This window comes from Alicyclobacillus acidocaldarius subsp. acidocaldarius DSM 446 (assembly GCF_000024285.1).
In the GTDB taxonomy this organism is placed as follows: Bacteria; Bacillota; Bacilli; order Alicyclobacillales; family Alicyclobacillaceae; genus Alicyclobacillus; species Alicyclobacillus acidocaldarius.
Genome location: NC_013205.1, coordinates 1,059,426 through 1,072,763, shown reverse-complemented (window position 1 = coordinate 1,072,763; position 13,338 = coordinate 1,059,426). Strand labels below are relative to the sequence as shown.

The window sequence follows — 13,338 nt, the reverse complement described above, 5'->3', positions numbered from 1 at the left end:
TCACACCTTCACGCCTCCGCCGAAAGCATCACATCCTCCAGCCGTTTCGGAGCCCGATTCAGCACGAGCGCTCCGTCCTCCGTCGCGATGACCAGATCTTCAATGCGAACGCCGAACTTCCCTGGCAAGTACACCCCTGGCTCGATGCTAAAGGCCATCCCCGGCTCCACCGCGCCGTCGTTCGCCGCGTCCACATAAGGTGGCTCGTGAATATCGAGGCCGACCCCGTGTCCTGTGCGGTGCGTGAAGTAGGCGCCAAATCCCGCCTCTTCGATCACGCCGCGCGCGGCGCGATCGATCTCACAGAACTTCACACCCGGCCTCACGGCCGCGATGGCCGCGAGATTGGCCCGCATCACCGCATCGTACACCGCAGCAAACTCCGCCGGAGGTTGGCCCAGGACGAAGGTGCGCGTGATGTCACTCACGTAGCCCTCACAGAAGCCCCCCGTGTCCACGATGACGACGTCTCCAGGCGAGATGCGCCGAGCGCCGGGTTCGTGATGCGGCTCGGCGCCGCCCTCGCCAGCCGCCACAATGGGCGGAAACGACATGCCGGGACTTCCCACCTCCCGCCAAATGCGGGCGAGCGTGTCCGCCAGTTCGAGCTCCGAGACGCCGGGCCGAATGTGAGCCCGGACGAGATCGACCGCTCGGTCCGCCCGCCGCGAAGCCTCCAAGAGGAGCTCGATCTCGCGCGCGTCCTTTCGAATCCTCAAGCTCGCGATGGCGGCGTCGGCCAAGTCAAACGAACAAAGACGTGCTTCCCTCATCAGAGGAAGCAAATGGTGAGCAGGCAGACCGCCGTCGACCCCCACCCTCGAGCCCTCGGCAAGCCGGTCCGCAAGGAGCGCGTGCGCATTTTCCCCGTCGCGCCACAGCTCGTATGGGACGCCCATCCGCTCAACCCAGGCGGCGAACATCTCATGCGCGATGGCGAATGCAGAGCCATGGTCCGAGATGACGAGACACGCCAGGCGCTCGCCCGCCTCCAACCGAACACCCGTGAAATAGTGCCAATTTGCGGGATGCGTGAGGACGGCGTACTTCCAGCCGCATTCCGAACACGAATTCGCAAGTCTGGCTCTCCGATGCTCAAAGATCTCCATGTGACCCCTCCTACCTGCCTGGCGCGCTCCTTCCATTGTACCGCGCCACCTCCATGCTCGCCGCCTGGGCGCACCAAAAAAGCTCGACCGATACGAAGATCGGCCGAGCCCACAAACCTATCTCAAATCACAGCCGCATTGATGTCCTCTTCCGCGACCTGATCGTCGTCAAACACCGGCTTCGGCAGCGCCGAATTCACACCCCAGTAGTAGAGCGCGATAGACACCACCACGACGATGATCTGATCCCATGGAGACGGAAGGGCTTTGATTCCCCCGAACGTCCCGAGATAGGAGAGCACAATCATGACGACGAAGTACGCCACAAGCCACCAGCTGGCGCGGAGCTGATCGCCAAAGCTCACCACGTCCTTCGGCACGAAGCGCTGGAAGATGACATACAGCACAAACATCACCAGCATGGATCCAAGCAGCCACGAATCCGTGCTCCAGCCGGTCCAGTACACGATGAGCGAGGCGACGATAAAGGACAACGGGCCAATCACGGACATGCCCTTCAGCATGAACGGGCGCTCTAGGTCCGGCGCCGTCCTGCGGAACGCGTGCGCGGAGACCGGGCCCACGACGTACGTCACGACGGTGGCCGCAGAGACGACGTTGACCATCGCGCCCCAAGACGGGAACGGGAGCGTCCAGAAAATCGCCATGACGAATGCCAGCCACAGCGCAGCGTGCGGAACGCCCGTCTTCTCGTCGACGCTGCCAAAGACCTTGAAGAACGTGCGATTGCGCGCCCAACCGAAGATGACGCGCGTGGTTGCGGACAGGTAGATGTTCGCCGTGCCCGAAGGAGAGATGAACGCGTCAAACAGGATGAGCCATGCGAGCCACGTGAAGCCAAGGACCACCGCGATGTCGTGGAACGGAAGTTTAAACACGTTGTCGACATTCGCCCAGCCCTGAGCGATCTTATCCGCAGGCACAGCGCCGAGGAACGCGATCTGCAAGAGTTCGTAGAGTGCGGCCGACAACACCACAGCCAGGATGATCGCCATCGGCACGTCGCGCTGCGGGCGGCGCGCTTCGGACGCAAAGCCCACGGACTGCTGGAACCCGAGATACGCAAAGATGATACCCGACGTGGAAACCGCCGCCTCAATCCCCGAGAAGCCGAACGGCGCAAAGCCGTGCGAATGGAAGTTCACGCCCTTGAACTGCGTGAGGAGCGTGATGACCGTGATGACCGGCACAATGAATTTGAACGCTGTGATGATGGTGTTGGTCTTCCCGAACAGCTTGACGCCGAAGTAGTTGATCGCAAAGAAGATGGCGAGAAGCGCCAACTGCACAAACCATCCGAGCACTGTCGGATTGCTGCTCTGAGGCTGTGTGAGCTGAGGCCACCAGGCCGTCGCGTACTGGCGAGCCGCCTCAACCTCGATGCCCGCGACGCTGGAAAACGCGACAAGCGACGCAAATCCGAGCAAATACCCGATCAGCGGGCCGTGCGAATACAGCGGATAGCGCACGGAACCGCCCGCGCGAGGAATGGAACCGCCCAACTCCGCGTATATCAGGCCCAACAGGATGACCGCAATCGCACCGATGAGCCAGCTCAACGTTCCGCCAGGCCCTGCCGTGGAAGCGACTCGCGCGGACGCGAACAGCCACCCGGACCCGATAATGGATCCCAATCCGACGAATGTGAGATCCATCAGAGAAAGTTGTTTTCGAAGTTTGCCTTGCTGCAAAAAGCATCCCCCTAACGTCGTAGTGTCTGCACTCCGAAGTCTTCGCGGCGCTCCTCGACTCATCCTCCGCTCTTGTCACATGCATGGCGCATTTTGTTGATCAAATACGAAAATTCAATGCAAAAGTCCAATCTCAGGCGCCTGCGCCTTGCATTTGCGCCCTGCGTGGCGCACGTCTCGCACGCCGTCGTGCCATTCCTCCCAATTCACCTCCCATTTCAAATATGTAAAGTTTTCTTTCAATTCCGCGCCGCCTCGGAGCTATTATATCACCCTGTGTCCGTTTGTCGAACCTCGAGATCACCTCCGCGCAAAAATTTTTTCGATTCTTGTCGAAATGAAAGCGCTATCCTGAAATTGCGCACTACGAACGATTGAACTCCTTCACACATCGCTGAAAGAAACTGCACACCGCATGATACGTTTTCCGACACGCCCATCGCGTCCCCGGGGCAACTTTCGACGCGCTAGCGAGAGATGTGAAAGACGTGAAGCAGGTTGATGCCGCGATCGCCCGCCACAACCCCCGCGCCATAGCCGGCGAGCGACAGAAACCCCAACCAGCAGAGCCACGTAAAGAACGTGAGCAATCCACGGCCGCGCGCACCCTTGGGCACGCGCAGCCGCCACGCCCACAGACCTATCGAGACGACCAGGCTCGCCACCGCCATCGCCCACAGCCACCGACTCATGTCGCCTCGCGCTCCACGCCTTGGCGAATGCGCTCGTTTCGCAACACGGGAAGAATTCGATTCGGGTCGAGCGTGCGCTTCGGCCGATGGGTCGATGGATCGGCCGGATCGAACTGCTCCAGGTAGTCCACGACTTCTTTGGTCACCGCCGTCGGCGTGCTCGCGCCGGAGGTCACCGCCACCCGCTTGGCGTTCATCAGCCACTCGGGGTTGATCTCCGTCACGTCCGCCACCCGATACGCCTTGACCCCGGCGATCTCCTCCGCGACCTGAGCCAGGCGGTTGGAGTTGTTGCTGCGCGGATCCCCGACGACAATGCACAAGTCGGCCTGGCCCGCCTGTTCCGCAACCGCCTGCTGGCGCAGCTGCGTCGCGAGGCAAATCTCGTTGTGCACTTCGGCCGTGGGGTACTTGCGGCACACCATCTCCGTCAGTTCGCGGGTGTCCCACTGGCTCATGGTGGTCTGATTCGTCACCACAATCCGATCCGTCTGAAGCGACAGCGCTTCAATGTCTTCCTTGTTTTCCACGAGGTGCACGTGTCCCGGCGCGACGCCCATGGCGCCCTCCGGCTCGGGATGGCCCCGCCGCCCGATGTAGACAATTTCGTACCCTTGCGCGACCTTTTCCCGGATCAGCTCGTGCGTTCGGTTGACGTCTGGGCAAGTCGCATCGAGCACCGTCAGGCCCTTCTCCCGCGCCCTCCGCTTCACCTCCGGCGACACGCCGTGCGCGGTGAAGATGACCGTCCCGCGATCGATCTTCTCGAGCAGCGACAAGCGATCCGCGCCGTCCAAGGTGATCACGCCTTCGCGCGCAAACGCGTCCACGACGTGCTGGTTGTGCACAATCATGCCCAGGATGTAGATGGGTCGCGGCAGACGCTTGTCTTCCGCCGCCCGCTTGGCGATCACCATCGCGTCCACCACGCCGTAACAGTAGCCGCGCGGCGTAATTTTGACGACCTCCATACGCTCGCCCCCTCGTCTCCATCATACCCGAACGCCGGGCGCAGGGCACGCCTCTCGCGCGTTTCCTACCGCCGCCATTCGTGCAGCAGCCGCTGCTTCAAATCCCAGAGCGGCTTGGACAGGTCCACATGATACTCGTGCGGATTCAGATGTCGCCTGACCTCCGACGAGAACGCGGACAGCTGCGTCTCCACGCGCGCCTGGATCTCCTGCACCGTCGGCAGCTCGTAGACCAGTTCACCGCCGACAAAGACCGGGCGAAGCAGCTCCTCCATCTCGTAGTTCTGCACCACTTTGCGCTTGTACGTATGAATCGGATGAAACAGTTCGAGCGGCTCGGACGGATCGTACACTTCCTCGTCGAGCGCGATGAGGTCCGCCGTGGCCGATCCGTTCACGTACAGGCGCAGGACCTTCTTCTTGCCCGGGTTCGTGATCTTGTTGGGGTTTTCGGAGATCTTGATCCTCGGCTCCATCCGATCGCCAAACTGCTGCGCCACGAGCTTGTACACGCAGCCGAGCGAAGGGCAGTCTTCGCTCGTGATGAGCCGCGTGCCCACGCCCCAGGCGTCGATCTCGGCCCCTTGCGTCAGCAGATCGCGAATGGTGTACTCGTCGAGATCGCTCGACGCGATGATCTGCACGTCCGCGAGCCCTGCGTCGTTCAACATCTGGCGGGCTCGCTTGGACAAATAAGCGAGATCGCCGCTGTCAATTCGAATGGCCTTGAGGGATTGACCCGCCGCCTTCATCTCCAGGCCGACCCGGATGGCGTTCGGAACGCCACTCCTCAGCACGTCGTACGTGTCGACGAGCAAGACGGTGTTGTCCGGGAACGCGGCGCGGTACGCCTGAAACGCCTCGTACTCGCTGGGGAAGCTCTGGATCCAACTGTGCGCCTGCGTGCCCGCCACAGGGATGTTGTAGGACTGTGCCGCCAGCACGTTACTCGTCGCCACGCAGCCCCCGATGAACGCCGCGCGCGCGCCGAAGACGGCCGCGTCCGCGTTCTGCGATCGCCTGAGCCCCATTTCAATCACGGTGCTCCCGGGATGCCTGACGTTCGTCCTCGCCGCCTCGACGATCCGCCGCGCCTTCGTCGCGATGAGGCTCTGATGATTGATGAACGCGAGCACCGCCGACTCAATCAATTGAACCTCCGCGATGGGCCCCTCCACGCGCAGGATCGGCTCGTTCGGAAACACCACCGTGCCCTCGGGCACCGCGTAGACATCTCCGCGAAACCTGAAATGGCGCAGATAGGAGAGAAAGTCCTCGGAGAACATCCCGAGCGACCGCAGATAGGCGAGATCGTCCTCCGAAAACGCGAGGTTGTAGATGTACCACACCACCTGTTCCAGTCCGGCCGCGATCACGTAGCCGTTGCCGCAAGGATTCTTCCGGTAGAACAGGTCAAACACCACGCGGGTCTCGTGGCGGCCGGCACGAAAGTGGCCGTACATCATCGTCAATTGATACAGGTCCGTGAGCAGCGTCAGATGGCGATCGCGGTACACCGGCAACGCTCCTATCTCTTCGACGCGCGCCCTCGCGCGCTCCTTGATATCCATCCCCTCATCCCCATCCTTGGCTCGACTGATGGCCTTGCTCATTCGGCTGCAAGACGCGCCCCGAGCGCCCGGAGCATCTCGCCATCGGATCCCGCGCACACGTCCCGCACGCGGAGCGAATAGGGTTCGCCTTGCATCGACTGGATGACGCCGCCTGCTTCCTGGACCAAAAGCGCCCCCGCGGCGATGTCCCAGGCGTTGAGATCGAATTCCCAGAAGACGTCGATGCGCCCGGCGGCCACGTAAGCCAGGTGCAGCGCGGCCGCGCCGAGCGTTCGCAGGCTCTTCACCTCGGCGATCACGTCCGTAGCTCTTTGCATCACGCGCTTTCGATCGCGGTGCCGGACGGGGAGCCCCGTGGCCATGACCGCGCGCCGCAATTCGCACACCCCGGACACGCGCATGCGCTTGCCCGGCCAATCCTCGGACGGCGCGGCGAGCCACGCGCGGACGTCGTGATCGCCCGCGGCATACGCGCCTTGCCCGCGGAGCGCGTAGAACCACTCGCCCCGATAGGGATCCAGGACGACGCCGAAGTTCACCTCGCCGCCGCTCGCGTACGCGATGGAGACGACGCTGAGCGGCAGCTGATGGACAAAGTTCGTGGTGCCGTCCAGCGGATCGACAATCCAGAGATCCGTGCAGTCGAGGCAATTCGCCAGGGCTTCGACCGCCGCTTCCCGCCCGGGCCGGACGCCCTCTTCGCCCAGAACGCGATGATGAGGAAACGCGTCGGAGAGTGTGCGGCGGATGGCCTCCTCGCAGGCGCGATCGACGTCGGTCACCACGTCCGCCAGCGACGATTTGGTCTCCACCACCAACTCGGTCCGATAGCGCTTGATCATGTGATCGCCCGCCGCGCGAGCTGCTCGAAACGCGGCTGAGGCGAGCAAAACGTAAGACGCCTCCACCATGAGTCACAATCCCTTCTCAGTCGTCGCCCTTGAAGAAGCGCCAATCGAGCTTCGACTGCTCCAACAGCGCCTCGAACGACTCGCTGTCGTCGCGCGGGTTGAGAAGCTCTTCGAAGGACAACTCCTCCTCCACGTCCGGCTCGGCACGCCTTGTGCCAGCTTTCCTTGTCGAAGGACGTTCGGGTTTCCGAGGCGCCTCCGCAATCGACTCCTTCGGCTCCAGCGAGGTTCTCAGCGCGAGGAGCTTTTCCGCGGCGTCGCCCTTGAGGACCTCCTCCAATTGCACCGTCGACCGTTTGGGCGTATCTTGTTCCGCCTCTTGCGGCTTTGTCGATTCGCCGCGCGCGTAGGCGGGCTTGTCGAGTCCGTCGTCATCCCGTCGTTTCAAGGGTCTCCGTTTGGCCATCGCACATGCCCCCAATCCCCGGCTTGGCTGCGCAAGCCCGCCGGGTGCCGAACGATCTTCGCCACGCGCCGACAGGCGCGGGATGAACTTGCCCATCCGATTTGCTACAATACCCGTAGTTTGGTCCGATGACAAGCAGAGGAGGCGCATTCCCATTGCGGACTTTTTTCTGGGTGCTGTTTTGGGTGGCCGTCGTGGTCGTCGGCATTGAGACCTTCATCCCCCGGAGCGTCTGAACGCGACAAGGCGGCGGCGCGATGCCCATTCTTCTCGTGCCGCACGTCTTGCACGCCCACCTGCGCACCGCTCGCTGCCCCGGTGCGGCCGAGGCCGTCGCGCACCGACCTTCCTGAGCCGTCCCTCCGCGCTTCATGGAAAAACTGGCGAATTGCCGTCCGGCGCAGTATACTGGTGATAAGATGGCCTTTTACACGGGAAGACGGCATGAAGGGGGGCTGCGGAAATGGAGGTCTACCGCTCAGACGCTTGGTCCAACGCCCATTTTCGGGTGAAGGACACGCTGGCGGCGTTGCTCAACGAAATGCGCGACTGTGGCTACAACCCCAGCAACCACATTTCGTATGACGCAGACGAACACCACTTGCTGGTCGATCCTGTTATCCTCCACAAACACCCGTCCATCAAACAGGTCTACCTTGCATATCTGGACGCGTGCCACGAGCGAGACAAGGCCGTCGAACAAATCCAGCAGTTGCCCAAGCTCGATCTCGGGTTTACGAATTAAACGCAGAAAACGACGACGTGCCGCTTCTACACCTGAAGCGGCACGTCGTCGTGCATGACGTCGGCGAGCGAAAGCTGGTCCAGCGCTCGCGCGATGGCTTTGGTCACCCGTACCCACACGCTGCGCGCGTGGCAGCCGGCGTACAAATCGCAGGACGCGCTATCGGGGTCGGCGTCGTCCACACATGCGATAGGCGCGAGCGATCCCTCCAGAACCCGCACCAACTCCCCGACCGAAATCTCCTCCGCCGGCCGGCTCAGATGATACCCACCATTCACACCGCGGACACTGGTCACCAGATTCGCCCGGCGCAACTTCGCCATGATCTGATCCAAAAACGGCTCCGGGATGGCCTCCGCCTCTGCGATGGCCCGGAGCGGCACCGGGCGCTCATGCCCCGCCATTCTGGCAAGCGCCACCATGGCCCGGAGTCCGTATTCCGTGCGGCTTGAAATCTTCAAGTTATCCCTCCGTTCCGCGTCGAGCGCGGAGGGCGGGATCGAAGAGAGGCGTCAGCCCTCGTCGTCGATCCACACTTCTCCGCCGCGCACCTCCACCGGATACGTCTGCAGCGGAATCACGCACGGGAACGCCTTCGGCTCTCCCGTGCGAATGTCGAACTTTCCTCCGTGACGCGGGCAGTGCACAATATGCCCTTCCAGGCGGCCCTCCGTGAGCGACTGGGCCGCGTGCGTGCACACATCCGACGTCGCGTAAAACCCATCCTCGGCGTGGTAAATGGCGACGTCGTCGTAGGGCAGCTCGACGCGCTTCATCTCCCCCACGCCGATCTCGGAGACGTTCGCCACCTTGATCCAAGCCATCAGCCGATCGAACCTTCCATCTCCAGTTTGATGAGCCGGTTCATCTCCACAGCGTACTCCATCGGCAGTTCGCGCGTGAACGGCTCGATGAAGCCCATGACGATCATGCGCGTCGCTTCTTCCTCCGGAATCCCGCGGCTCATCAGGTAGAACAGCTGCTCCTCGCTCACCTTCGACACGGACGCCTCGTGCTCGAGCGTCACGTCGTCGTTCATGATCTCGTTGTACGGAATCGTGTCCGAGGTCGAGTTGTCGTCCAGGATCAGCGTATCACACTTGATGTTCGCCTTGGCGCCCTTCGCGTTCGGGCCAAAGCTCGCGAGACCTCGATACGTGGTCTTGCCGCCGTGCTTGCTGATGGACTTCGACACGATGGTCGAGGTCGTGTTGGGCGCCAGGTGAACCACCTTCGCACCCGCGTCCTGATGCTGGCCGCGGCCCGCCACCGCGATGGACAGCACCATCGCCTTTGCGCCCTCTTCCATCATGTAGACCGACGGATACTTCATCGTCAGCTTCGATCCGATGTTGCCGTCGACCCACTCCATCGTCGCGTTGCGGTACGCCACGGCGCGCTTCGTCACCAGGTTGTAGATGTTCGGCGCCCAGTTCTGGATGGTCGTGTAGCGGCAACGCGCCCCGCTCTTCACGATGATTTCGACGACCGCGCTGTGCAGCGAGTTGGTGCTGTAAATCGGCGCCGTGCAGCCCTCGACGTAGTGGACGAAGCTGTCCTCATCGCAGATGATGAGCGTGCGCTCAAACTGACCCATGTTCTCGGAGTTGATCCGGAAGTACGCCTGCAGCGGGATCTCGCAGCGGACGCCCTTGGGGACGTAGATGAAGCTGCCGCCGCTCCACACCGCGCTGTTCAGCGCCGCAAACTTGTTGTCCTCAGGCGGCACGACGGTGCCAAAGTACTCTTTGAACAGCTCCGGGTATTCGCGGAGCGCGCTGTCCGTGTCCATGAAGATGACGCCCATCTTCTCGAGATCTTGGCGCATCGAGTGGTAGACGACCTCCGACTCGTACTGCGCCGAAACGCCCGCCAAAAACTTCTGCTCCGCCTCTGGAATGCCGAGTCGGTCAAACGTCCGCTTGATCTCCTCCGGAACCTCGTCCCACGAGCGGCCCTTTTTTTCCGTCGGCTTCACGTAATACCTGATGTCGTCGAAATTCAGCTCGCTCAGATCGCCGCCCCATGTCGGCATCGGCTTCTGCTCGAAGATCTCGAGCGCGCGCAGGCGGAAGTCGGTCATCCAGCCCGGCTCGTTCTTCATCATCGAGATCTGCTCCACCGTCTTGCGCGACAATCCCTTGTCGAGCTTCGCCACGGCGATGTCGGGATCGTGAAATCCATACTGATACTCTTCCATGTCCGGCAGCACTTTCGCCATGTCCAATCCCTCCTCATGGTCGATCTCGGCCGCCCCCGGCGGCCCTTGCCCTTACTCGCCGAGCGTCTCTTCGTCGATGTGCCCTCCGTGCGGCACCGACGCGGCGCGTTCCAGCGCCTGCCACGCCAACGTCGCGCACTTGATGCGGGCCGGGAACTTTTTCACGCCCTGCAGCGCCTCGAGCTCCCCCATCTGCTCCAGATCCACGTCCTCGCCGCGCATCATCGCGCGAAACGCATGGGCAAGGTCCACGGCCTCTTCGATGGACTTGCCCTTGATGGCCTCCGTCATCATCGAGGCCGACGCCATCGAGATGGAGCAGCCGCTGCCCAGAAACCGCACGTCCTTGACGATGCCGTCATCCACCAGCAGTTGCAGATGAATCTCGTCGCCGCAACTCGGATTGCGCAGATCCACCGAGATGGCGCCCTCGTCGAGCGTCCCACGGTTCCGGGGATGCTGGTAGTGATCCATGATCACCTGGCGGTACAGATCATCCAATTGCATGGCCGAAAAACTCCTTTGCCTCGAGGACGGCATCCACGAGTGCATCGACGTCTTCCTCGGTGTTGTACAGGTAGAAGCTCGCGCGCGCCGTCGCCGGGACGTTGAACAGGCGCATCAGCGGCTGGGCGCAATGGTGCCCTGCCCGAATGGCCACGCCGCGCGCGTCGAGCACAGTGGCGAGATCGTGCGGATGGACGCGGCCCAGGTTGAACGTGACGAGGCCCGCGCGCGACTGCCCAGGCGGCGGCCCGAAGATGGTCACGCCGTCGATCTCGGCCAGCCGCTCGACCGCCTTCGCCGCGAGCGCCGCATCGTGTCGCTCGATCTCCGCCAAGCCCACCTTCTCGAGATAGTCCATCGCGGCGGCCAGACCGATGGCGCCCGCGATGATGGGCGTGCCGCCCTCAAACTTCCACGGCGCCTCTTTCCACGTCGACTCGTACAGATCCACCACGTCGATCATCTCGCCGCCGAAGTACGTCGGCTCCATCTCCGCCAACAGCTCGGCTTTGCCGTACAGCACGCCGATTCCCGTCGGCCCGAGCATCTTGTGGCCCGAGAACGCCAGAAAGTCGCAGTCCATCTCCACGACGTCCGTCGGCATGTGCGGCACGCTCTGCGCCCCATCCACCACGATGATGGCCCCGTGGCGGTGGGCGATCTCGGCGATTTCCCGCACCGGGTTCACCGTGCCGAGCACGTTCGACACGTGGGCGATGGCCACGATCTTCGTCCGATCCGTCACCGCCGCCTCGACGTCCTCCAGCCGAATGGTCCCGTCCGGCTGGAGCGGCAGGTACCGCAGCGTGGCGCCCGTCGCACGCGCCGCCTGCTGCCACGGGATGAGGTTCGAGTGGTGCTCGCTCGGCGGCAGGACAATTTCGTCGCCTTCGCGCAGCTTCGCGCGGGCGTACCCGTGCGCGATCATATTCAGCGACTCCGTCGTGCCCCGCGTGAACACGATCTCCTGCGGCGATTTCGCCCGGATGAACCGCGCCACCCGTTCCCGCGCCGCCTCGTAAGCCTCGGTCGCGCGCGAACCCAGCGTATGCACCCCGCGGTGCACATTGGAGTTGTCGTGCTCGTAGTATCGCCGAATGGCGTCGATGACCTGGCGCGGCTTCTGCGACGTCGCCGCGTTATCCAGGTACACCAGCCGATGCCCGTTGATTCGCTCAGACAAAATCGGAAAATCCTTGCGAAGCTCTTCCGCGTTCATCGCGCAAGCTCCCTTTCCACCCTTGACACGACGAGATCTCGCATGGCGTCCGAAGGCAGCGCCTCGACCGAATCGCGCAGGTAGCCCCAGATGATCATCTGCACCGCGACGGACTGCGGAATGCCGCGCGACATGAGGTAGTACACCTGCAGCGGATCGATCTTCCCGACGCTCGCCGCGTGTCCGCAGCGCTCGACGTCGTTCTCGTCAATGAGCAGCATCGGGATGGCGTCCGCGCGGGCCGTGCCGTCCACCATGATCATCCGATCGTGCTGCTCGCTGCCCGCGCCGACCGCGCCCTTTTCGATCTGCGTGCGGCTGCGGAAAATCACGTTCGCGCGGTCGCGGAGCGCTCCGTTCATCGAAATCTCGCTCTCCGTGTGGCGCCCCACGTGCCGCATGCTCGCCGTGATCTCCACGTGCGCGCGGCCGTGGCCCAGTCCCATCACGCGGGTGAAGCTTCGGCTGCCCTGCCCCACCAGCGCACTCTCAATCGTTTCCACCGCTTGGCCATCGGACGTATCCGCCACCACCCAGTCGACCTCGGCGTCGTTGTCCGTCTTCGCGCGCCGGGTCACAAAATGGATGCCGCCCTTGGCCCACTCGTCCGCCATCGCGATCTCGACGCGGCTCGCCTGCCCGGCGAACACCTCGAGGACGTGGCTGTTGACAAAACGCCCCCCGTCCGCCGCGAAGGTCGTCTCCGCGTAGCGCAGCCTCGACAGTGGTTCGGTGACGACGAGGCTCCGCGAGCAGGCGCTGAAGGGGCGCCCCGTCCAGACGTACACGACCTCGACGGGCTGCTCCAGCTCCGCGCCGCGCGGGACGTGCAAAAACACGCCGCCCGCAAAAAGCGCCATATTCAAAGCCGTCCACTTCGCCTCTTCCACAGGCACGATGGTGCCGAAGTGGCGATTCCAGATCTCGGGGTGCGTCTCACAGGCCTCGTGAATGGCCAGGAGCGCAACGCCCTTTTCCTTCGCTTCCTCCGCGAGGCGAATTTCGCGGACCAGGCCGTCGACGACGAGCGCGTACGAGTGGGTGATTCCGCGCACGTACGCGAGCGCGGACTCTGGAATCGGAGCCTCGAACGGCTCGAATTCACCCACCTCCCACGCGACGCGCCGCAGATCCGTTTTTTCAAGGCGAGGCACCTCGAGCAACTCGTACTGTTTCCACGCCGCATCCCGTTTCTCGGTCACGGCCTTTGGCTCCTGCAGCGCCTGAGCGACGCGCAGCACTGGATTCAAAGCGGTCACTTCTCCCACGCT

14 protein-coding genes are annotated in these 13,338 nt (G+C 63.0%); 1 reads left to right on the top strand and 13 read right to left on the bottom strand.

The window, feature by feature from the left end; genetic code table 11:
- Window positions 1–8: 8 nt before the first annotated feature.
- The 7 genes from AACI_RS04990 to AACI_RS04960 all read right to left on the bottom strand — a co-directional run bounded on the left by AACI_RS04990 (window position 9) and on the right by AACI_RS04960 (window position 7,375).
- A complete protein-coding gene (locus tag AACI_RS04990) occupies window positions 9–1,109 on the bottom strand; it encodes a M24 family metallopeptidase (protein WP_012810385.1) in 1,101 nt (366 codons plus the stop codon).
- Between the two features lie 122 nt (window positions 1,110–1,231).
- Complete coding sequence (locus AACI_RS04985) at window positions 1,232–2,785, bottom strand: APC family permease (RefSeq protein ID WP_174260450.1); 1,554 nt, start codon at window positions 2,783–2,785, stop codon at window positions 1,232–1,234.
- A 503-nt stretch (window positions 2,786–3,288) separates the two neighbouring features.
- Window positions 3,289–3,513: a hypothetical protein gene (locus tag AACI_RS04980; RefSeq protein ID WP_148213736.1), complete on the bottom strand. Its 225-nt coding sequence runs from the start codon at window positions 3,511–3,513 to the stop codon at window positions 3,289–3,291.
- Entirely contained in the window at window positions 3,510–4,484 is a 975-nt protein-coding gene (locus AACI_RS04975; RefSeq protein WP_012810381.1) for a 4-hydroxy-3-methylbut-2-enyl diphosphate reductase, read from the bottom strand. The genes AACI_RS04980 and AACI_RS04975 overlap by 4 nt, the downstream gene beginning before the upstream one ends.
- Before the next feature lie 65 nt (window positions 4,485–4,549).
- Window positions 4,550–6,055, bottom strand: coding sequence for a nicotinate phosphoribosyltransferase (locus tag AACI_RS04970; RefSeq protein WP_012810380.1), 1,506 nt, complete (start codon window positions 6,053–6,055; stop codon window positions 4,550–4,552).
- 38 nt (window positions 6,056–6,093) lie between these two features.
- On the bottom strand, window positions 6,094–6,969 hold the full coding sequence (locus AACI_RS04965) for an inositol monophosphatase family protein (RefSeq protein ID WP_012810379.1): 876 nt from the start codon (window positions 6,967–6,969) through the stop codon (window positions 6,094–6,096).
- Between the two features lie 16 nt (window positions 6,970–6,985).
- Window positions 6,986–7,375 carry a YqkE family protein gene (locus tag AACI_RS04960; protein ID WP_012810378.1) on the bottom strand — a complete coding sequence of 130 codons (390 nt, stop codon included), beginning with the start codon at window positions 7,373–7,375 and terminating at the stop codon, window positions 6,986–6,988.
- Window positions 7,376–7,838: 463 nt separating this feature from the next.
- Here AACI_RS04960 and AACI_RS04955 point away from each other — a divergent pair, with 463 nt between their 5' ends.
- Window positions 7,839–8,120, top strand: a complete 282-nt coding sequence (locus tag AACI_RS04955) for a hypothetical protein (protein WP_012810377.1) — start codon at window positions 7,839–7,841, stop codon at window positions 8,118–8,120.
- 26 nt (window positions 8,121–8,146) lie between these two features.
- Here the strand turns inward: AACI_RS04955 and AACI_RS04950 are convergent, their stop codons facing one another.
- The 6 genes from AACI_RS04950 to AACI_RS04925 are packed head-to-tail and all read right to left on the bottom strand — an operon-like array spanning window position 8,147 to window position 13,335.
- Window positions 8,147–8,581, bottom strand: a complete 435-nt coding sequence (locus AACI_RS04950) for an RrF2 family transcriptional regulator (protein ID WP_008339414.1) — start codon at window positions 8,579–8,581, stop codon at window positions 8,147–8,149.
- A gap of 51 nt (window positions 8,582–8,632) precedes the next feature.
- The gene (locus AACI_RS04945; RefSeq protein ID WP_008339415.1) at window positions 8,633–8,944 is read right to left on the bottom strand and encodes a non-heme iron oxygenase ferredoxin subunit; all 312 of its coding nucleotides are present in this window, start codon (window positions 8,942–8,944) and stop codon (window positions 8,633–8,635) included.
- Window positions 8,944–10,341, bottom strand: coding sequence for a Fe-S cluster assembly protein SufB (sufB, locus tag AACI_RS04940; protein ID WP_008339416.1), 1,398 nt, complete (start codon window positions 10,339–10,341; stop codon window positions 8,944–8,946). Before sufB ends, AACI_RS04945 begins: the two co-directional genes overlap by 1 nt.
- A 51-nt stretch (window positions 10,342–10,392) precedes the next feature.
- On the bottom strand, window positions 10,393–10,848 hold the full coding sequence (gene sufU, locus AACI_RS04935; RefSeq protein ID WP_012810376.1) for a Fe-S cluster assembly sulfur transfer protein SufU: 456 nt from the start codon (window positions 10,846–10,848) through the stop codon (window positions 10,393–10,395).
- Window positions 10,835–12,067 carry a cysteine desulfurase gene (locus tag AACI_RS04930; RefSeq protein WP_012810375.1) on the bottom strand — a complete coding sequence of 411 codons (1,233 nt, stop codon included), beginning with the start codon at window positions 12,065–12,067 and terminating at the stop codon, window positions 10,835–10,837. The genes sufU and AACI_RS04930 overlap by 14 nt, the downstream gene beginning before the upstream one ends.
- Window positions 12,064–13,335, bottom strand: coding sequence for a SufB/SufD family protein (locus AACI_RS04925; protein ID WP_012810374.1), 1,272 nt, complete (start codon window positions 13,333–13,335; stop codon window positions 12,064–12,066). The genes AACI_RS04930 and AACI_RS04925 overlap by 4 nt, the downstream gene beginning before the upstream one ends.
- Window positions 13,336–13,338 lie beyond the last annotated feature (3 nt).